Annotated in this window: 20 protein-coding genes; 10 read left to right on the top strand and 10 right to left on the bottom strand. The window is 75.1% G+C overall.

The features are described 5' to 3' along the window. Positions 1-46 precede the first annotated feature (46 nt). Both ACGFSH_RS30560 and ACGFSH_RS30555 read left to right on the top strand, forming a co-directional pair. Positions 47-727, top strand: coding sequence for a response regulator transcription factor (locus ACGFSH_RS30560; RefSeq protein WP_393354135.1), 681 nt, complete (start codon positions 47-49; stop codon positions 725-727). Next, entirely contained in the window at positions 720-1,853 is a 1,134-nt protein-coding gene (locus ACGFSH_RS30555; RefSeq protein ID WP_393354133.1) for a sensor histidine kinase, read from the top strand. The genes ACGFSH_RS30560 and ACGFSH_RS30555 overlap by 8 nt, the downstream gene beginning before the upstream one ends. 17 nt (positions 1,854-1,870) lie before the next feature. Here ACGFSH_RS30555 and folE read toward each other — a convergent pair whose 3' ends face one another. The 3 genes from folE to ACGFSH_RS30540 all read right to left on the bottom strand — a co-directional run bounded on the left by folE (position 1,871) and on the right by ACGFSH_RS30540 (position 3,667). Then, complete coding sequence (gene folE / locus ACGFSH_RS30550) at positions 1,871-2,536, bottom strand: GTP cyclohydrolase I FolE (RefSeq protein WP_393354131.1); 666 nt, start codon at positions 2,534-2,536, stop codon at positions 1,871-1,873. Between the two features lies 1 nt (position 2,537). Further along, a complete protein-coding gene (locus ACGFSH_RS30545; RefSeq protein WP_393354129.1) occupies positions 2,538-3,008 on the bottom strand; it encodes a hypothetical protein in 471 nt (156 codons plus the stop codon). Positions 3,009-3,085: 77 nt separating this feature from the next. After that, complete coding sequence (locus tag ACGFSH_RS30540) at positions 3,086-3,667, bottom strand: DUF2231 domain-containing protein (protein WP_393354127.1); 582 nt, start codon at positions 3,665-3,667, stop codon at positions 3,086-3,088. A 115-nt stretch (positions 3,668-3,782) separates the two neighbouring features. Here ACGFSH_RS30540 and ACGFSH_RS30535 point away from each other — a divergent pair, with 115 nt between their 5' ends. The 3 genes from ACGFSH_RS30535 to ACGFSH_RS30525 all read left to right on the top strand — a co-directional run bounded on the left by ACGFSH_RS30535 (position 3,783) and on the right by ACGFSH_RS30525 (position 6,511). Next, positions 3,783-4,577 (top strand): helix-turn-helix transcriptional regulator, encoded by a 795-nt coding sequence (locus ACGFSH_RS30535; protein WP_393354125.1) that lies wholly within the window; start codon positions 3,783-3,785, stop codon positions 4,575-4,577. 177 nt (positions 4,578-4,754) lie between these two features. Continuing rightward, entirely contained in the window at positions 4,755-5,552 is a 798-nt protein-coding gene (locus tag ACGFSH_RS30530; protein WP_393354123.1) for an MEDS domain-containing protein, read from the top strand. Then, on the top strand, positions 5,549-6,511 hold the full coding sequence (locus ACGFSH_RS30525; RefSeq protein WP_393354121.1) for an anti-sigma factor RsbA family regulatory protein: 963 nt from the start codon (positions 5,549-5,551) through the stop codon (positions 6,509-6,511). Before ACGFSH_RS30530 ends, ACGFSH_RS30525 begins: the two co-directional genes overlap by 4 nt. Positions 6,512-6,588: 77 nt before the next feature. Here the strand turns inward: ACGFSH_RS30525 and ACGFSH_RS30520 are convergent, their stop codons facing one another. From ACGFSH_RS30520 to ACGFSH_RS30500, 5 genes are all read right to left on the bottom strand, one after another. Beyond that, positions 6,589-7,128: a DUF488 family protein gene (locus ACGFSH_RS30520; RefSeq protein ID WP_393354119.1), complete on the bottom strand. Its 540-nt coding sequence runs from the start codon at positions 7,126-7,128 to the stop codon at positions 6,589-6,591. 105 nt (positions 7,129-7,233) lie between these two features. After that, a complete protein-coding gene (locus tag ACGFSH_RS30515; protein WP_393354117.1) occupies positions 7,234-8,319 on the bottom strand; it encodes a DUF5914 domain-containing protein in 1,086 nt (361 codons plus the stop codon). Beyond that, positions 8,316-9,401 carry a phytoene/squalene synthase family protein gene (locus ACGFSH_RS30510; protein WP_393354115.1) on the bottom strand — a complete coding sequence of 362 codons (1,086 nt, stop codon included), beginning with the start codon at positions 9,399-9,401 and terminating at the stop codon, positions 8,316-8,318. The genes ACGFSH_RS30515 and ACGFSH_RS30510 overlap by 4 nt, the downstream gene beginning before the upstream one ends. Beyond that, on the bottom strand, positions 9,398-10,978 hold the full coding sequence (gene crtI / locus ACGFSH_RS30505; RefSeq protein WP_393354113.1) for a phytoene desaturase family protein: 1,581 nt from the start codon (positions 10,976-10,978) through the stop codon (positions 9,398-9,400). Before crtI ends, ACGFSH_RS30510 begins: the two co-directional genes overlap by 4 nt. After that, positions 10,975-12,306 carry a polyprenyl synthetase family protein gene (locus ACGFSH_RS30500; RefSeq protein WP_393354111.1) on the bottom strand — a complete coding sequence of 444 codons (1,332 nt, stop codon included), beginning with the start codon at positions 12,304-12,306 and terminating at the stop codon, positions 10,975-10,977. The genes crtI and ACGFSH_RS30500 overlap by 4 nt, the downstream gene beginning before the upstream one ends. Before the next feature lie 340 nt (positions 12,307-12,646). Between ACGFSH_RS30500 and ACGFSH_RS30495 the strand changes: the two genes are divergently transcribed. The 5 genes from ACGFSH_RS30495 to ACGFSH_RS30475 all read left to right on the top strand — a co-directional run bounded on the left by ACGFSH_RS30495 (position 12,647) and on the right by ACGFSH_RS30475 (position 17,712). Then, positions 12,647-13,282, top strand: a complete 636-nt coding sequence (locus ACGFSH_RS30495; RefSeq protein WP_393354109.1) for a sigma-70 family RNA polymerase sigma factor — start codon at positions 12,647-12,649, stop codon at positions 13,280-13,282. Between the two features lie 260 nt (positions 13,283-13,542). Beyond that, positions 13,543-13,962 (top strand): hypothetical protein, encoded by a 420-nt coding sequence (locus ACGFSH_RS30490; protein ID WP_393354107.1) that lies wholly within the window; start codon positions 13,543-13,545, stop codon positions 13,960-13,962. A 197-nt stretch (positions 13,963-14,159) separates the two neighbouring features. Then, positions 14,160-15,434 (top strand): lycopene cyclase family protein, encoded by a 1,275-nt coding sequence (locus tag ACGFSH_RS30485; RefSeq protein ID WP_393354105.1) that lies wholly within the window; start codon positions 14,160-14,162, stop codon positions 15,432-15,434. Further along, positions 15,431-16,162, top strand: coding sequence for a class I SAM-dependent methyltransferase (locus ACGFSH_RS30480; protein ID WP_393354102.1), 732 nt, complete (start codon positions 15,431-15,433; stop codon positions 16,160-16,162). The genes ACGFSH_RS30485 and ACGFSH_RS30480 overlap by 4 nt, the downstream gene beginning before the upstream one ends. Continuing rightward, entirely contained in the window at positions 16,159-17,712 is a 1,554-nt protein-coding gene (locus tag ACGFSH_RS30475; RefSeq protein ID WP_393354100.1) for an FAD-dependent oxidoreductase, read from the top strand. Before ACGFSH_RS30480 ends, ACGFSH_RS30475 begins: the two co-directional genes overlap by 4 nt. 114 nt (positions 17,713-17,826) lie before the next feature. On the opposite strand, the gene ACGFSH_RS30470 is transcribed toward ACGFSH_RS30475, so the two are convergent. Continuing rightward, the gene (locus ACGFSH_RS30470; RefSeq protein WP_393354098.1) at positions 17,827-18,597 is read right to left on the bottom strand and encodes a phosphatase PAP2 family protein; all 771 of its coding nucleotides are present in this window, start codon (positions 18,595-18,597) and stop codon (positions 17,827-17,829) included. 1 nt (position 18,598) lies between these two features. Continuing rightward, positions 18,599-19,552 carry a YihY/virulence factor BrkB family protein gene (locus tag ACGFSH_RS30465; protein ID WP_393354096.1) on the bottom strand — a complete coding sequence of 318 codons (954 nt, stop codon included), beginning with the start codon at positions 19,550-19,552 and terminating at the stop codon, positions 18,599-18,601.

Below are 19,552 nucleotides of genomic sequence, written 5' to 3'. Positions count from 1 at the left end.
GTTCTTGATACGCGGACGATATGCGGGGGCTCGTAGCATCGACCGCATGCGCGTGCTGCTCGTGGAGGACGAACCGTATCTGGCGGAAGCCGTCCGCGACGGCCTGCGCCTGGAGGCGATCGCGGCCGACATCGCCGGCGACGGCGACACGGCCCTCGAACTGCTCGCCGTCAACGCCTACGACATCGCCGTCCTGGACCGCGACATCCCCGGACCCTCCGGAGACGTCGTCGCCCGGCGCATCGTCGCCTCCGGCAGCGGGATGCCGATCCTCATGCTCACCGCGGCCGACCGGCTCGACGACAAGGCCACCGGCTTCGGACTCGGCGCCGACGACTACCTCACGAAACCCTTCGAGCTGCGCGAGCTCGCGCTCAGGCTCAGGGCCCTCGACCGCAGACGCGCCCACAGCAGGCCGCCGGTGCGGGAGATCGCCGGCCTCCGGCTGGACCCGTTCCGCCGCGAGGTCTACCGCGACGGCCGCTACGTGGCCCTGACCAGGAAGCAGTTCGCCGTGCTCGACGTCCTCGTCGCCGCCGAAGGCGGGGTCGTAGGCGCCGAGGAACTCCTGGAACGCGCCTGGGACGAGAACGCCGACCCGTTCACCAACGCCGTCCGCATCACCGTCTCCGCTCTGCGCAAGCGGCTCGGCGAGCCCTGGATCATCGCCACCGTGCCGGGCGTGGGGTACCGCATCGCGGCGGCCGGGGAGAACGCGCGTGGATAGGGCCCCCGGACTGAGCGTCCGCGCCCGGCTCACCCTCAGCTACGCCGGGTTCCTCATGCTCGCGGGCGTCCTGCTGCTCGCCGCGGTGTGGGTGTTCCTCCTGCGCTACGTCCCCGACCGGGCGCTCATGATCACCGACTCCGCCGACGCCGACCACGGCGTCTTTCCGGTCCGCTCCAATCTCCTGCGCGTCTTCGCGCCGCGGGCGGCCGCGGTGTTCGCGCTGCTGCTGGCCTTCGGCCTCGCCGGGGGATGGATCCTCGCCGGCCGCATGCTGGCCCCGATGGCCCGCATCGGCGACGCCGCCCGCCTGGCCTCGGCCGGATCGCTCTCCCACCGCATCCGGCTGCCGGGACGCAGGGACGAGTTCCGCGAACTCGCCGACGCCTTCGACGAGATGCTCGCGCGTCTCGAAGCGCACGTCGCCGAGCAGCAGCGGTTCGCGGCCAACGCCTCCCATGAACTGCGCACCCCGCTCGCGACGTCGAAGGCGCTGCTGGACGCCGCCCGCGGCGATCCGCACCACGACGCCGCCGAGGTCCTCGACCGCCTCCACGCCGTCAACACCCGGGCGATCGACCTCACGGAGGCGCTGCTGCTGCTCAGTCGCGCCGGGCAGCGCTCGTTCACCCGGGAGACCGTGGACCTGTCCCTCCTGGCGGAAGAAGCCGTCGAGACGCTGCTGCCCCTCGCGGAACGGCTCGGCGTCACCGTGGAGACGGACGGCGACGTCGCTCCCGCCACCGGATCGCAGGCGCTCCTGCTCCAGCTGACCACGAACCTCGTGCACAACGCGATCGTCCACAACCTCCCCGGCCACGGCGTCGTGCGAATCGGCACCCGCGTCCTCCCCGGCACCGCGCTGCTCACCGTCGAGAACACGGGCGAGAAGCTCACCGCGCAGGCGGTCTCGACGCTCACCGAACCGTTCCGGCGCGGCACCGAACGCGTCCACGCCGCTCACGCGGGCGTCGGTCTCGGCCTGGCGATCGTGACGTCCGTGGTCCGGGCGCACGACGGCACGCTCACCCTCGTCCCGCGTCCCGACGGCGGCCTGAGCGTCACCGTGGAACTGCCCGCGGCAGACGGGGAGCGCCCGGACCGTACGCCGCCCGGCCCGAGGTGACCCGCTGGGCCGCCCGGTCAGGGGGCCGCGCCGGTGAGGGCGAGGAACTCGCTGCGGGAGCGGGCGTCGGAGCGCAGCAGCCCGAGCAGGGTGGAGGTCAGGGTGCTGGAACCGGCGGCCTGCACGCCGCGCAGGGTCATGCAGGAGTGCTCGGCCTCGATCACCACGCCGACGCCCTTGGGTTCCAGCTGGAGCTGAAGCCAGTCGGCGATCTGCTTGGTCAGCCGTTCCTGGACCTGCGGACGGCAGGAGAAGTGCTCGACCACGCGCGCGAGTTTGGACAGGCCCAGGATGCGGGCGCCGGGCAGATAGCCGACGTGAGCGGTGCCGACGAAGGGCAGCAGATGGTGCTCGCACACGCTGCGCACCGGGATCCGCCGGGCCAGGACCAGTTCGTCGTAGCCCTCGTCGTTCGGGAACGTGGTCAGATCGAAGGGCCGCGGGCTGAACAGTTCCGCGTAGGCGCGGGCCATCCGGCCCGGCGTCCCGCGCAGGCTTTCGGAGTCGGTGCGGACGCCGAGGGCGTCGAGGAACCGGCCGGCCGCGGCCTCCGCGGCGGCCAGGTCGACGCCGCCGGGCTGGTGGACGACGCGCAGTGCGGGCCGTACGGGCCGGGCCGGGGCCAGGTCGTCCGGCGCGGGGCGCTCGCTGCGGGCGGGGGTGCGGTGCGTGTTCTCGGTCATGTCAGCTGCCTCCGACGCCGAGTGCGGTGAGCAGCACCAGGACGAGGGTGAGCACGGCGAACAGGCCGTGGGCCAGGACGACCGCGAGCGGGAAATGCCGTTCCGCGGGGACGGTGCCGTCGGCCGCCCCGGTCGAGGCGGCGGACGGGGCGGCGGACGGGACCGTCATGGCGGCGGCGCGCTCGCGGTGGACGGGGATCCAGCGCGCCAGCATCACGAATCCGAGCAGGGCGACGGGCAGCAGCAGGCCGAAGGCGGTCCAGGCCAGGGCGTCCTCGTCGGACACGGCGTAGACGATCCAGATCACCAGCCCGATCGCGGCCAGCGCGAAGTGGCCGAAGAGGACGGGGGCGGGCAGGCGGCTGGTTCCGGTCTGCTGCTGCCGTACCCCACCGCGTCGGATCCAGGTGCCGAGCAGGTAGAAGCCGCCGAGGGCGGTGACCACCCAGGTGATCAGTGCGGCGATGGCCATGGGGAACTCCCGGGGGACGACGTGCGGAAGGCGGGCGGAGGTTTCCGGCCGCCGGGAAGCCGGTGCGGCGGGCCGGATCAGAGGGAGCCGGGGCCCCGGCCGCGGCCGCCGCGGCCGGGGGTGTAGCCCTCGGCCTGGGTGCTCTCGTCGGCGACGCGTACGCCGTAGCGGTAGGCGAGCTTGCCGCCCAGGTAGCCCGAGACGCCGAGGACCGCCACGCCGACGGCGGACAGCGTCAGCGGGCCGGCGTCCACGCTGCCGCCGTCGGTGTACGAACCGTGCCGCCACCAGAAGCCGACGGCGTAGGCGGCGGTCACCAGCAGGTTCAGCGACATGTGGACCACGGCCGTGCGGAAGGCCGGCGTCCGGGCGGGGATGGCGAACAGGTCCAGGAAACCGACCGTGGCCGCGAGCAGGGCGCCGATCACGCCCACGCCGATCAGCCACTCGGATCCCTCGGTCAGGAACCCCGGACGGTCCACGACCCGCGAGGCGACGTCGAACACCAGGCTCGTCACCCAGGCCCCGATCGGCACCGTGACCAGGATCGGATGGAACGGGTGCCCGTACGGGCCGGCGAGCGCGGCGCTCACCGGCCGCTTCGCCTGCATCCGTGAGGCGGAGAGCTGTGCATCGGTGAGGTGGGACTCCGTAGGCATCGCGGCCTCCTTTTCACCAATAAAGCTTGGTCTTATTCGACGGCCGCGTCAAGACCACAGCGCAGAGGGCCCGAAGGTGCTGGGGAACCACGCCGGTAGGAGTTACCGTGGGGGAGTGGCTCCCGACCCGGCTCCGCAGGCCGCTTTGAATCCGCAGGCCGCCCCGACTCCGCAGGCCGAAGCGGCCGACGCCGCCATCGAGTCCGTCAGCGTCCTGAACGAGGACTCGCGCCGGCGCATGTTCGCCTTCATCCGGCGCGCCCGCCGCGCCGTCACCCGCGACGAGGCCGCCGCGAGCGTGGGCATATCCCGCAAACTCGCCGCGTTCCACCTCGACAAGCTCGTCGACGCGGGCCTGCTCCGCGCCCGCTACGGGACGCCCGGCGCGGTCCGCAAGGTGGGCCGGCAGCCCAAGGTGTACGAACCCACCGACGCCCAGATCACGGTGAACATCCCCGACCGGCGCCACGAACTCCTGGCCGACCTGCTGCTGGACGCCGTGCTCACCGCGGACGCCGACGAGAGCGCCGCGCAGGCGGCCGTGCGCAGCGCCGAGCGGCGCGGCCGGCGGACCGGCGAGGCGGCCCGCGAGGAGACGCGCCCGGGCCGCCTGGGCCCCGAGCGTGGACTGACCGCCTGCGAGCGGATGCTGGAGGGCTACGGGTACGAGCCCGTCCGCGAGACCCCCACCCGCCTCAGGCTGCGCAACTGCCCCTTCCACCCGCTCGCCGCCAAGGCCCCCGACCTGGTGTGCGGCATGAACCAGGCCTTCCTCAGCGGCTTTCTGGACGGCCTCCAGGTCAGCGGCATCGACGCCGTCCTGGCCCCGGAGCCCGGCGAATGCTGTGTCCGACTGGGTCCCGGCGACCCGGACGCCGAGGGCGCCGGCCGTCCGGCCCGGGAGGACTGACCCTGCGACCGCCGCACGACCGCGAGCCCGCAGCCCCGCGCGCCCTGTCGCGGACCGGTGGGCGGGTCGGCGGGTGGGCGGGGAGCCGAACGGCGATCCGCCCGGCCCGGTACTCTCTGCATCCCGGGCTCTGCGAGTTCCGGGAAGACGGGAAGTCCGGAAGGGGGCCAGGTGCGAGTGGCGCGGACGTTGGCCACGTTCGACGACGTCGAGCTCGGTGACCACATCTGCTGGCACCCGGACTCGGCCGGCGCGAACCACGCCGGTGTGCTCGCCTATGTGGCGGACGGCGCTCTGTACGGCGACAAGATCGTGGTGGCCGCCACCGGCGCCGTCCCCGGCCTTCCCCGTGACGCCGTCCCCTCCGCCTCGGTGATCCTCGACCCGCAGCGCGTCGCGGACCCCGACTCGCTCCTCGCCGCGGTGCGCCGGGAAGCGCGGACCGCGGTCCGGGAGGGATACCGGTCGGTGCGGGTGCTGACCGAGCGGCCGCCTTCGGCGGCCCCGGGCGACGCCGAGGAACTGGTGGCCCAGGAACTGCGGCTCGACGAGTTCGCCTCGGAGACCAACGCCATCGTGGTGTGCGCCTTCCGGCCGTCGCGGTGGGACGGGCCTACGCTGGACCATGTGGCAGGTGTGCACCCGCACGAGATGGGCATACGCGCTGAGCGTCCGGCCTTTCGGATGTACAGCGCGGGCGCCGACGTCTGGAGCGTGGACGGTGTGATCGACTCAGAGGGCGCGGACGCGTTCCACACCGCGATGCGTGCCGCGACGCGCTTCTCCCCCAAGGTGACTTTGCGCTTCGACGCACTGGAGATGATCGACGCCGCCGGCATGCACGCCCTCGTCGACGCGGCCCGCCGGCTGCCCGACCGCCGTGTCGTCGTGGAAGGCGCCAACGACACCGTGCGCCTGTGCTGGCAGCTCGCGGGGTACGCGACCGCCGCGGTGCCGGTGGTGATGGCCGCGTGACCGCGAACCCGCCCGCGCACCCGGCCGACCGGGCCGGCTCCACGTTCCGCCACGAGCTCTACCCCTATCGCGGGATCGGCCAGTTCCTGTCCGGCACCCTGGCGTACATCCACGAAGCGCTGGAGGGCGGCGAGTCCGTGGTCGTCGCCGTCCCTCCGGACAGGGCCTCGCTCCTGCGCGGCGCACTCGGCGACGAGGCCGCCGTCACCTTCGTCGACACCACGACGCTCGGACCCAACCCGGGCCGGCTCGTGGGCGCCTGGGTGGCATGGATGCACGAGCGGGGCGAGGGGGACCGGCCGGTGCGCGGCATCGGGGAGACGGCCTGGCGCGAGGCCCGCAGCGCCGCCCACCTGTCCGAACTGCGCTACCACGAATGGCTGTTGAACCGGGCCTTCGCCCGCAGCACCGCCTGGTCGATGCTGTGCCCCTACGACGACACCGAGGACGACGGTGGCGCCCTGCGCAGCCTGTCGCGCTGCCACCCGCTGATCCGCCGGAACGGCCACCACGTGAGCAACGAGGACTACCTCACCGCCGAGGAATACCCCTTCGAGGCCCTGATCCCCGCCTGCGACCCCTTCCACGAGCTGGAGTACGCCCACGGCGACCTGGCCGCGGTGCGCTCCCGGGTCGACCGGTGCGCCTCGGAAGCGGGCGTCGCGGAGGAGCAGCGGCGCAAGCTGGCCGTCGCCGTCACGGAGATCGCCACGAACAGCATCCGGCATGGCGGGGGCCACGGGACGCTGCGCACGTGGACGCAGGACGCCACGTTCGTCTGCGAGTTCCGCGACGCCGGCCACATCCCGGACGTGATGGCGGGCCGTACCCGTCCCAGCGTGGACCAGATCGGCGGGCGCGGGCTCTGGCTCGCCCAGCAGCTCTGCGACCTCGTCGAGATCCGCTCCAGCCGCGATCACGGCACCACCGTCCGCCTCCACGTCGACGTCCCCCGCTGAGCCGAGGCTGCCGGAGGCCCGCCGCGCCGGGCCGGTGGGCTGGCGTCGCACCTGGGGTCCCCGTGCCCTCCGCGCGGTCATCCCGGTGCGCCGTCGCCGCCGTCGTCGTACACCAGGAGGCCGTCGTCGCGCAGGCGCACCCCGGGTGTCGGCGTGTGGGGCGTGAGGCGACCGTCGTGCATCAGGTGATGGACGGCCACGCCGCGCGCCACGACGGCGAAGTCGGCGACGAGGCGGCGGTGGCATCGCCACCACACCGCCTCGCTGCACATCACCGCGGTGCGCGGCCCGGCCGCCTGACGGACGACCTCGTCCATGGCGGCCACGAAATCCGGGCTGCGGGTGTGAGCGGCGTAGCCGCGGAAGGACTCGTTGCGCCAGACCGTGTCGGGCGAGTCCGGCGCGGGCCTGCGGAAGCCGCCGAGGCGCTTCTCCCACCGGTAGGCGATACCCTCCTCGGGCAGCCATTCGCCCAGCCGCTGCCGTGACAGGTCGGGGTCACGGCGGCTGCCGGGCGCCGTCCGGATGTCCACGACGGCGGCGACGCGCGCCTGCCGCAGCAGCCTCGCCAGCGTCTCCCGGTCCGCGGTGCTGTGGCCGAAGGTCAGCAGGTCCATACCCCGAGTGCAGCAGACACCCGGCCCGACGGCACCGCCGGGCGACGGCGGCGGACGGCTGACGGCGACGTCGGACGGCGCTCGTGGCAGCCGGGCCAGGCCCGCTCAGCCGGGGAAGCGGCCCGTCGAGCGCAGTTGCCAGCGCCGTTCCGCGTAGGCCAGATCGTCGCGCCACAGCCGTCCCGCCGCGGCCCGCACGAGCGGGCGCAGCAGCGGCGACATCCTGCGCGCCACGGCGAAGCCGCGACGGTCCGACGCGGCGACGACGGCCTCCACCACCGCGGTGCGGGGCCGCCCGCGCTCGTCCGCGCCGAGCGGGGTCGCGTGGGTCTCGACGACCGACGTGCGGCCCTCGCCCTCCGTGATGTGCATGACGACCGTGCGCGGCTCCGGCGCCGTGAACACCGCGCGGACCGGCACGACCAGCCGTCCGGCGAGCCGGAAGGAGACGTCGACGACGAAACCGTCCTCCCGCGCCGCCGCGGCGTCGCCGCCCGTTTCCCCGTCGGCCGCTCCGTCCGCCTCCGTTCCCTCTCGCGTGTGCCCGGCCGCCGTGGCCGCGGGGGCGCCGACGACGGTCAGGTCGACGAAGGAGTACGGGTGGAACCAGGCGCCGTGCCAGGGGTCCAGCCGGTTGGCCACGACGTCCTCCGGCTCGCAGGCCCCCACGCCCACGTAGACGGCCGTCACCGCGCGGTCCGGGGCAGGCCTTGCGGGCACCACCGGCGCGTCGAGCGGCGGCTCGCCGCCCACGTCGTCAAGGCGCACCCACACCAGCACGCCGTCGTCGTGTGCGGGCAGCGGCTCCCAGCCCGCGAACGGTCCGCCCCGCAGCGCGAGTCCGTGCCAGTGGCAGACGAGGGTGCCGCACCGGACGGGGCTGTCGCGCAGCGGTGCGCCCAGGTGCGGGCAGACGCCGGGCCCGGCGACGAGCCGGCCCGCGGCGTCGCGCCAGACGACGATCTCGCGTCCGGCGACCGTCCGGGCGAGGGGCCGGTCGGCCGGCACGTCGCGGGTCGCGCCGACGACGAACCAGTTGCCCGAGGGGCGTGCCTGGGCGCGTTTCAGCGCCTGGGCGATGACCGCCGGGCGGGCCTCGCGCCAGGTCGGACGCTGCCGCTCCCAGGCGACCGGGTCCCGGCGCAGGGACAGGGGGAGGCGTCCGCGGCGGACGGGACGACGGGCGTTCACGAGACCTCCTTGTGCAGGGGCTGCACGGGGTGCACGGTGACGGCCCGGTGCGCGGGGTGCGCCGACGCGCTCCGTGCCGGGACGGCGGACCCTCCGGGGGCGAGGGACGGGGCAGCGGGGTCGGCGGACGGCGGCGTCCGGCGCGCGACGCCCGCCCGCATCCGGGCCGCCGTCAGCCGCACCAGTCCGTCGGCGGCCACCGCGGCGCGCCGCCGCCGGGGCACCACGGCCCGCCGGTGCAGCACGGCGTACCCGTCGTCCGCGATCGCGTCGAGGATGCCGCCGTAGAGCACGAAAGCCGTGCGGATGCAGGGACGTGACACGGGTTCGAGCATGGCGACGCCGGGCGCGGCCTCCCGGTAGACGCCGCGGGTGAGGTCCTCGAAGGCCCGCAGGGCCGCGGTGACGCGCGGGTCGCGGCGGCCGGTTCGGCGGCTCCACCGCAGCAACTCCCGGTCGGCGCCGTGGGCGGCCAGCAGATCGGCGGGCAGGTAGACGCGCCCGCGGTCGAGGTCCTCACCCACGTCGCGCAGGAAGTTGGTCAGCTGGAACGCCACGCCGAGCGCGGCCGCGTGCGGGGCGGCCTCCTCACGGGGGACCACGCAGCCCAGCACGGGAAGCATCTGGAGCCCGATCACCGCGGCGGAGCCGTGCATGTAGGCGCGCAGGTCGTCGTAGGTCGGATAGTCGGTGACCTCCAGGTCGCTGCGCATGGACGCCATGAAGTCGCCGAAGTGGGCGTGGTCGATGGCGTAGCGCCGGGCCGTGTCGGCCAGCGCGAGGACCACCGGCTCCGTGCTCTCCCCGTCCCGCAGCCCCTGCCGGAGCCGCTCGTGCAGCCGGGCCAGGTCGGCCGCGCGGCGGTGGGCGGGCAGGCCGGCGTCCAGCGAGTCCACGATGTCGTCGGCCCAGCGGGCGAAGCCGTACAGGGCGTGGACGGCCGGCCGCCGCTCCACCGGCAGCAGCCGGGTGGCCAGGAAGTACGTCTTGCCGTGCCGGGCGTTGAGCCGCCGGCACCGCGTGTAGGCGTCGCGCAGCGCGGGATCGGTGATGCCCGCTGCGTCGAGTTCACGGACCGTCATGAAGAGGCTCCTTCCGGCACGGCCGGCCCCTCGGGCAGGGCGGGCGGGTCCGGCACGCGCGGCACGGCGCGCGGGCGTCGGGGTGCGGCGGCCGTGTGCCGCCCGGTGATGCGGGCCGCGGCGAGCTTGCCGGACAGCAGAACGGTGGGGACGCCGACGCCCGGGGTGGTGCCGCACCCGGCGAGGACCGCGTTGTCTGTGCCGCGCACCAGGTTGCGCGGGCGGAACGGCCCGGTCTGCGTGAACGTGTGGGCGGCGGAGAAGGGGGTGCCGGCCGCGTGTCCCTGGGCCGTCCAGTCCGCGGGGGTGACGAGGGCCTGCTCCTCGACGGACTCCGCGATGCCCTCGAAGCCGCGCCGGTCGAGTGTCCGCAGGACGCTGTCGCGGTAGCGCGGGCCGAGGTCGCCCCAGGCGGCGGCGTCCGGCCCGATGTCGGTGTTCGGGCAGGGGGCGAGGATGTAATGCAGATGGCGTCCGGGCGGCGCGAGGGACGGGTCGGTGGCGGTGGGGCGGGTGATCAGCAGTGACGGGTCGCTCATCAGGCGGCCGTCACGGGTGAGTTCCTCGAAGGTGCGGCGCCACTCGCCGCCGAAGGAGAGCGTGTGGTGGCCGAGCCCCGGCCAGGTCCGGTCGGTGCCGACGTGCAGGACGACCGCCGACGGAGCGTGGGAGACGCGCAGCGGACGGCGCGGCGTCCGGCCGAGCAGCCCGTAGGCGACCGGGAGGTCGGGGGTCAGGACCACGGCGTCGCACGGGATGCGGTCCCGGTCGGTGACGACGGCGGTGACCCGTCCGGCGGAACGTTCCAGCCGGCTGACGGTCTGCCCGAACCGCAGGTCGGCGCCCGCCCGTGCGGCGGCGTCCGCCATGGCTTGCGGCAGGGCGTGCATGCCGCCGCGCGGGAAGTACACCCCGGCCACGGTGTCCATGTAGGCGATCACGGCGTAGGCGGCGAGAGCCCTCGCCGGGGCGACTCCGGCGTACAGCGCCTGGAAGGAGAAGACGCGGCGCAGCCGTTCGTCGCGCAGGTGGCGGCCGATGCCCGCGTCCAGCCGCCCGAATCCGCCGAGGGCGGCCAGCCGTGCCAGGTCCGGGGTCAGCAGTTGCAGGGGCGAGTCGAAGTTGGCGTCGATGAAGCGCCGCATCTGGGCGCGGTACAGCTGTTCCAGCCATCGCCGCAGCCGCCGGTAGCCCGCGGCCTCCCCGGCGCCGGCGAACCGCTCGACCTCCGCCTCCATCGCCGCCGCGTCGGTGTGCACGTCGAGGCTGCTGCCGTCCGCGAACCGCGCCTGGTAGGCGGGGTGCAGGGGGACGAGGTCGACATGGTCGCGCAGGCGCTCGCCGACCGCGGCGAACGCCTCGTCGGCGAGGTCGGGCATGGTCAGCACGGTGGGTCCGGTGTCGATGCGGTAGCCGCCGCGCTCCAGCCTTCCGGCCCGGCCGCCGGGCAGCTCGTCGCGCTCCACCAGGGTGACCCGGCGGCCCGCGCCCAGCAGGTGCAGTGCGGCCGCGAGACCGGAGAGCCCCGCGCCGACCACGACCACGTGATCGGTGGGGCCGGTGACGGTCCGGGTCATCGGACGCCCCCTTCGGAGCCGACGGTCAGCAGGGCGGACACGGGCATGCCCTGGTCCGCGCCGCCGGGACCGGGCGCGGGGACGGGAGCGGTGCCGGCCGCCGCGTGCAGCAGCTCCCGCAGTCGCCTGCGGGCCTGTGCCTCCAGCGGCGCCGAGTCCAGATGGCGCATCCCCTGGGCGACCAGCCGGTCGATCTTCGCCTCGACGACGTCCCGCGCGCCGGTGGTCACCAGCACGTCGCGGACCTCGCCGAGACGGCTGTCGGGGAGGTCGGCGCGGCCCAGCGAGCGCCGCAGCACGGCCAGGGCGCGCCGGTCGCCCGTGGCCTTCGCGCGGGCCCGGGCCACCGCCGCCAGATACGTGGGCTTGCCCGCCCGGATGTCGCCGCCCGTGGGTTTTCCGGTGTGCGCGGGGTCGCCGAACACGTCCGCGAGGTCGTCGCGGAGCTGGAACGCGATGCCGACGCAGCGGCCGGCCGAGCACAGGGCGGCGGCGCGCGCGGCGTCCGCCCCGGCGAGGGCGGCTCCGAGGGCCAGCGGACGTTCCACCGAGTACAGCGCGCTCTTGAGGCAGGCGGCGCGCACGGCACGGGCCAGGGACACCGAGGAGGTGACCTGGCCCTGGAGGTCCAGGTACTGACCGGCCACCATCTCGGTGCGCATCGTGCTCCACAGGTCGCGCACCCGGCGGGCGGTGTCCGCGTCCAGCTCCAGGGCGGCGACCGTGTCGTCGGCCCAGGCCAGCGCGAGATCCCCGGCGAGGATCGCCGCGGCCTCGCCGAAGCGCCGGCCGCCGTCGCGGGGGACGGCGCCGGCGTACTGGGCGGCGACGTCCGCGTGCAGGACGGGCCGTCCGCGGCGCAGCGGGGAGCCGTCCATGACGTCGTCGTGGACCAGGGCGCAGGTCTGGATCAGTTCGAGTGCGGCCCCGACCCGCAGGGCGGCCTCCGCTTCGGCCGGGCCGCCGCCGCAGGCCCGCAGGGCCCACCACACGAACCGCGAGCGCATGCGCTTGCCTCCCTCCAGGGTGAAGGCGGCTACGCGCTCGGCGAGGTCGTGCCCGAACACCGGGTCGAGAGCCGCCGCCCGCTCCACCCGTTCGTCCAGGAGGTCCGCCAGGAGACGGCCGACGGCCGCGGGCACATCGGCGTCGACGTCCGCCAGGCCGTCGTCGTCCAGGCGCAGCCGGACCGGCCGGGGCGCCTGCGCCGGTGCGCCCGGGGCGGGCAGGCCGTCTCCGAGCAGGGGAAACCCGCCGGCGGGCCGCACGGAGTGAGGGTCCGGCGCCTTCTGTGCCACAGGAAGATCCTTCGCCTCGGTGGGACGCATCCCGGTTCCTCTCGCCGCGCTCGCCTGGGTGTCTGACGTAATCCCTTCCGCGACAGGGCCGTCCCCGGATGCGCCATCGGGGGAGAACGTGCGGCGGCACTCGGCCGGTTGGCCGATCGCGCCGCGCGCACCCGCACGGCCTGCCGGCCCGCCCCGGGAGAGAAACGATGCAAGGACGACGCAAGTTGTCCAGCCTCTGTCCGGCTTCGCATGGTGGGGGAGTCGCGGTCGCCGTCGGCGACCGCGAGCACGGCACGCGGGGGGCCGCTCCCGGAAGTCCCGGCCCACCCGTGCGTCCCGAAGACCGCACGGTCACCGCCGCCGCACGAGGAGCAGCACCATGACCGCACGCCCCGTCACCGAGCACATCGTCGACAGCGTCGGCAGCGTCCCGCTGTGGGCCCCGGCGGAGGACTCCCTCGCCGACGAGGAACTCGCCGCCGGGTTCGCGTCCGGCGACGAAGCGTGTCTCGCCGCCGCCTACCACCGGTGGGGCGCGCTGGTGTACACCCTCGGGCGGCGATCGCTGGGAGACGCGCGCGAGGCGGAGGACGTCACCCAGACGGTGTTCCTGGCCGCGTGGCGGGGGCGGGCGGGGTTCGCTCCCGAACGCGGCACGTTGAGCGCGTGGCTGGTCGGCATCACCCGCCGGAAGATCGCCGACGCCCTGGCGGCCCGCACCCGGCGGGCCGACCTCGTGGCCGCGGCCGGGGCGCGGATGTCCCTCGGGCAGGCCGACGCCGACGCGCAGCCGGACGCCGTCCTCGACCGCGTCCTGATCGGCCGTGAACTCGCCCGGCTGCCCGCGGCGCAGCGCCGCGTCCTCACCCTCGCCTTCTACGACGATCTGACGCAGCCACAGATCGCCGACCTCACGGGCTGGCCCCTGGGCACGGTCAAGAGTCACGCACGGCGCGGGCTGCACCGCCTCGGGCGCTGCCTCCAGGGGGAGGGCGCCGACGGCCGCGCGGAGTGAGCCACGGGGGAGCCGTGCAGAGTGAGTCGCACGGTGAGCGGACCGTGATTCGACGCAGAAACAATGCATCGGCGTGATCGCGGTCCGGGCCCCGCGGACGGGCCGTCGGCGGGCACGGATCGTGTCATCGGTGCATCCGGCGCGGCCCCCGGGCCCGTAGTGGTGCGCGTGGAGCCGTCGCAAGGGGCTCGCCCGCTGCGGGGTCGCGCCGTCGAGGGCGGGGCTCGCGCCACGGACCGTGCGGACGTCAGGAGGACGGCGTGGCCGAGGACCCGGAACTGTCCCACATCCCCCACGCGGATCTGGCCGCCCGCGCCCTCGACGGCGGCCGGGCGCCGTGGGACGACGAGGCCGCGCGTCATCTCCGCCGGTGCCGAACATGCCGAGAACGGCTGGCCGGCTACGAACGCGCCGTCGCCGCGGGCCGCCTCACCCGGCCGGGCGAGATCCTGCACGCGCCTCCCGCCCGCGTATGGGCCGCGATCCGCTCCCGCCTCGCCGACGACGGCCCCCGGACACCGCCCGCGCCCGATCCGGCCGACCACTTCGCCCACCCCGCGCGCAGCCCCGGGGTCCGCGCGCCGCACGGCTGGAGCGAGGCGCTCCGGGCCGTCGTCCGCCGCCTCGCCCGCGTACCGGCCCGCCTGCGGCACGGCCGGCCCCGCCGGACGGACCACTGAAGCCCCCCCCGCCGTCGGTCCTACGCAGTTCCCCGCGCCCTTCCCCCTTCGCGCAGGCTCCCCTTGCGGCCGGTCCCCCGGACGGCCGACCGGACCGGCGGAGCCTGCATCCGCGGAGGGCTTCCAGGGGGAATGCTTCCCACAGGCCACCGGCAGCCCGCACCACCGGTGGGACGCGTACGAGGAGGGAGCGGTCCGTGCTGCACACCGAGGTGGCCGTCCTGGGCGCCGGAGCGGCGGGACTCTCCCTCGTCCACCGGCTCACCCGGGCCGCCCCCGCGTCACGGCCCGTGTCCGTCGTCCTGGTGGACGCACCGCCAGGTCCGCTCCGCCCACCGAGCCGGACCTGGTGCTTCTGGGAGCGGGGCGCGGGCCCGTACGACACCGCGCTGACCGCCGAATGGCGCAGGCTCCGCGTGCACGGCCCCACCGGGCGGCGCACCGAGGACGACATCGACCCGCTGCGCTACAAGATGCTGCGCTCCGACGACTTCGAGCGCTTCGTCGACCGCGACCTGGCCCGGAGCGACGGCGTCACACGGCTGGAGGCGACCGTCGAGACGGTGGACGGCGACGCCGGCGGAGCCGACGTCCACGCCCGTGCCGCCGACGGCCGGCCGGTGACGGTGCGCGCCCGCTGGGTCTTCGACTCCCGGCCCCCGGCCCGTCCGCCCGCGGCCCGCACCACCCTGTTGCAGCACTTCCGCGGCTGGTTCGTGCACACCGAGCGGCCGGCCTTCGAGCCCGGCACGGTGGACCTCATGGACTTCAGGGTGCCGCAGCCGGCCCACGGCCTCGCCTTCGGCTACGTCCTGCCCACCGGACCGCACGAGGCGCTCGTCGAGTACACCCGGTTCTCCGGCGCCGTCCTGTCCCGCGAGGCGTACGAGGACGAACTGCGCCGCTACACCCGTGACGTGCTGCGCCTCGGCCCCTTCGAGGTCACCGCGACCGAGACCGGCGTGATCCCCATGACCGACGCCCGGTTCGACACCCGCCCGGCCCCCTCCGTGTTCCGCATCGGCGCCGCGGGAGGCGCCACCCGGCCGTCCACCGGCTACACCTTCTCCGCCGTCCAGCGCCAGACCCGCGCCGTCGCCGACGCCCTCCACGCGAACCGCCACCCCCAGCCCCCGCCCGCCCACTCGGCGCGCTCGCTCGCCATGGACGCGGTCATGCTGCGAGCACTGGACACCGGCCGCGTCGACGGCGCCGCCTTCTTCGAGCGGCTCTTCGCACAGGTGCCGGCGGAACGGCTGCTGCGTTTCCTCGACGGCGGGACCCGCCTGCACGAGGACCTCTCCGTCGGGATGCGCACCCCCGTCCTGCCGATGCTGCGCAGCGCGGCGGAACTGCCCTGGCTCGCCCGCGACCGCCCGACCGCGCGGCGGAGTCCTCCGCCGCGCCCGCCCCGCCCCGGCAGCCCGGCCGCACCCCCGGCGGCCGCACGCCCACCCGAGGAGACCGTATGACCCTGCTGCGCGACGAGGACCTGGCCGCCGCGTTCGACCACGCTTCTCGCAGCTACGACACCCTGGTCGCCGTCAACCCCGGCTACCACGGCCAGCTCCGCCGCTCCGCGCGCCGCCTCGGCCTGCCCGACGGCGGCGCCGGACTGCGGGTGCTGGACCTCGGATGCGGCACGGGCGCCTCGACGGCCGCCCTCGCGGCGGTCCTGCCCCACGCCGAGATCACCGCCGTCGACGCCTCCGCCGGCATGCTGGAGCGCGCCGCGCGCAAACCGTGGCGGGACGGCGTGACCTTCGTCCGGGCCCCCGCCGAAGGGCTGGAAGAGGCGGGCGTGCGTGGCCCGTTCGACGCGGTCTTCGCCGCCTACCTCTTCCGCAACGTCACCGATCCCGACGCCGTGCTCCGTGCGGTGCGCGACGTCCTCGCCCCGCACGGACGGCTCGCGGTGCACGAGTACACCCTCAGCGGCCGGGGCGTCCACCGCGCCGTGTGGACGGGGGTGTGCCGCGGACTCGTCCTGCCCGTCGCCACCCTCCTCGGCGACGGCGGCCTGTACCGCCATCTGTGGCGCAGCGTCGTCGACTTCGACACGGCCGACCGCTTCGCCGCACGGCTGACGGCCGCCGGCTTCCGGGACGTCAGGGCGCTGCCCCTGCCCGGATGGCAGACGGGCATCACCCACACTCTCGTCGCCCGCCGCCCCGGCGTGAGCGCTCAGGACGGCCGATGACCCGCACCCGGCGGCCGGACGCCGCCCGCCGAGGCCGCGACCGGCGCGCCCGCACCCTCCTGCCCGCCCCGGGCGCACCGCGCGCCGACGCGGACCGCCCCCCGACGGCGGCGGTCGTGGGCGGCGGCATCGCCGGGCTCGCCGCCGCCACGGGCCTGGCCGAGAGGGGCGTGCGGGTCACGCTCTACGAACGCGAACCCGCCCTGGGCGGACGCCTGTCCGGCCGGCCGACCGTCCTCGCCGACGGCAGCCCCGTCACCATGAGCCGCGGCTTCCACGCCTTCTTCCGCCAGTACTACAACCTGCGCGGACTGCTGCGGCGCACCGATCCGGGGCTCGACCGCCTCCGTGCGCTCCCCGACTACCCGCTGCGGCACGGCAGCGGCCTGCACGACGGTTTCCGGCACGTCCCGCGCACCCCGCCCTGGAGCGCCCTCGGCTTCGTGGCCCTGAGCCCCACCTTCACCCCGCGCGACCTGCTGCGCATGAACCCGGTCGCCGCCCTGCCCCTGCTGGACGTCCGCGTCCCCGAGGTCTACGAGCGGCTCGACGACGTCAGCGCACACGACTTCCTGCACGCGATCCGCTTCCCGCAGGCCGCGCACCATCTCGCGTTCGAAGTGTTCTCCCGGAGCTTCTTCGCCGACCCGCGCCGGCTGTCCGCGGCCGAGATGGTGCTGATGTTCCACATCTACTTCCTCGGCTCCGCGGAGGGCCTGCTCTTCGACGTGCCCGACGAGCCCTTCCCGACCGCCCTGTGGAACCCCCTCGCCGACTACCTGGGGGGCCACGGGGCCGAGCTGCGCACCGGCGTCCGCGTCGAGACCGTCGAGCCCACCGCGGACGGCGGCTTCATCGTCGCCACCGACACGGCCGAGCAGCGCCACGACACCGTCGTCCTCGCCCTCGACACGAACGGCCTCGGCTCCCTCGTCGCACGCTCCCCGCGCCTGGCGGACCCCGCCTGGCGGGAGCGGATCTCCCGGCTGCGCACCGCTCCGCCGTTCCTCGTCTCCCGCCTGTGGCTGGACCGCCCGGTCGCCGCCGACCGGCCCGGCTTCCTGGGCACCAGCGGCTACGGCACCCTCGACAACGTCAGCGTGCTGGAGCGCTGGGAGGGCGAGTCGGCACGCTGGGCCGCGCGCACCGGAGGATCCGTCGTCGAACTGCACGCCTACGCGCTGCCCGAGGACGCGGTTCACGACGTCGAGCAGAAACGCCTGATGGAGCAATTGCACCGGGTGTACCCCGAGACGAGGGCGGCGACGGTGGTGGACGAACGGCACGAATGGCGGGCCGACTGCCCGCTGTTCCCGGTCGGGGGCTACCGCGACCGGCCGACCGTGCGCACGTCCCACCCCGGACTGGTGGTGGCCGGCGACCTGGTGCGCACGGAGCTGCCCGTGGCCCTCATGGAACGCGCGGCCACGAGCGGCTTCCTCGCGGGCAACGCGCTCCTGGAGCGCTGGGGCGTCAGGGGCCAGACCCTGTGGACCGTCCCCGACCGCGGCCGCAGCCCGGCCCTGCGCGGCCTCGCCCGACTCGGCTGACCGTCGACCGGCGACCCGCCGGTGACGGTTCGGGGCGGGCGTCCGTCACGGTCCGGGGCGGGCGTCGGTCAGGGTCCGGGGCGGGCGTCGGTCAGGGTCCGGGGCGGGCGTCGGTCAGGGTTCGGGGTGGGCGTCGACGAGTTCGGGCTCCAGACCCTCGCTCACCTCGGCGCGGCCCCGGCCGGCCTCGGCGCGCCACGCCTCGAAGGCCCACGCGGTGAGGGTGACGACGGCCAGGCCGAGCAGCCAGCCGCCCACCACGTCGCTGAACCAGTGCACGCCGAGCGCGACCCGCGTGAAGCCGACCCCGAGCACCGACACCACCGCGACGCCCCAGCACGCGGGCCGCCAGGCGCGGGGCGCCAACGGCAGCAGCACCAGCAGCAGAATCGCGAACGACGTCGTCGCCGTCATCGCGTGACCCGAGGGGAAGGAGAAGCCCGGCGCATGCGCCACCGGGTCCTCCAGGGACGGACGGGCCCGCTCGACCACCGTCTTGACCAGAAGCCCGATCAGCCCGCCCGCGACCGCCGTCACCGCCGACCAGGCGGCCAGCCGCCACGCCCGGCGGTACAGCAGCCAGAGCGTCAGCAGCGCCACGACCGTACGCAGGACGGCCGGGTCCCAGACCCAGTCCGAGAGGAAGCGCAAGGCGCGGGTCCACGCCGGGTGGGTCACGGCCGTGTGGTGCAGTCGCTCGGCCGCGCCCGCGTCCAGCCGGCGCAGCGGCCGCCACCGGCCCTCGACGAGGACGAGCAGCAGCCCGAAGGGCACGGCGGCGACGGCGGCCACCACGGCCGCGCCCAGCAGCCGGGCGCCGAACCTGCGGTCGGCCGTCCGGCGACGATGGTCTCGAAGACGCCGCACCGCGGCTCGCACAACCATGTCAGACTCCAGGATCGGGTTCGATCGGCTCGGACCGCTGGGCCCGCGCGGCCTCCAGCTGCGCGGCGAAGGCCAGCCCGAGGAAGAGGGCGATGGAGGTCAGATAGGCCCACAGCAGCAACGACATGAAGGCGCTGAGCGGCCCGTAGACCGTGTCGAAGGAGCCGCTGATCCCCAGGTAGAGACTCAGCAGCCACGTCAGCGCCGTCCACAGCACGAGATACACGGCGGCGCCGAAGGCCAGCCACGTGTAGCCGGGCTGCTTGCGGCGCGGCGAGCGGCGGAAGATCACGCTGGCGGAGATGAGCGCGAGCAGCAGCCCGGAGGGCCAGCGCAGTATCTCCCAGGCCGTGCGGGCCCCGTCGCCGAGCTGATAGACGCTCACCGCCGCGGAGGCCAGGTCGCCGCCGGCCACCATGACGATGAACCCGAGTCCCAGCGGAAGTCCCGCGCTCACGGACATCACCAGGCCGCGCAGGTACTTCTGCCCGAAGGGGCGGTCGCGTTCGTTGCCGTAGATCCGGTTGGCGCCGCGCTCCACCTGGCACATCGCCGTGGTGGTGTTGACCAGGGAGAAGAGCAGACCGAACCAGAGGGCGACCTGCGCGCCGTCGCCCGCCGAGCGCCGGCTGCGGTCGAGGGCGTCGTCGACCACGTCGGCGCTGGGCCCCTCGGCCATCCGGTGGATCGTCAGTTCGGCGATCCGTCCGATGTTCTCGGTGTGCAGTGTGGTGGACAGTCCGACGAACGCGATGGCCAGCGGTATCACCGACAGCACCGTCTGGAGGGCGAGCGCCCGGGAGTGGGTGAAGCCGTCGGCGTACCGGAAACGGACGAAGGAGTCGCGCAGCAGCGCCCAGCTGCCGTACCGGCGCAGCGACACCAGCGCCTCGTCGGCGGACAGCTCGTCGCCCGTCATGTCCCGCGTCTCCGGGACCTTGGTCGCGGTACCCAT

The organism is Streptomyces sp. NPDC048481 (assembly GCF_043200075.1).
GTDB lineage: Bacteria > Actinomycetota > Actinomycetes > Streptomycetales > Streptomycetaceae > Streptomyces.
Note: the sequence above shows the minus strand (reverse complement) of the source record. Positions and strands in the feature narration are given on the sequence as shown.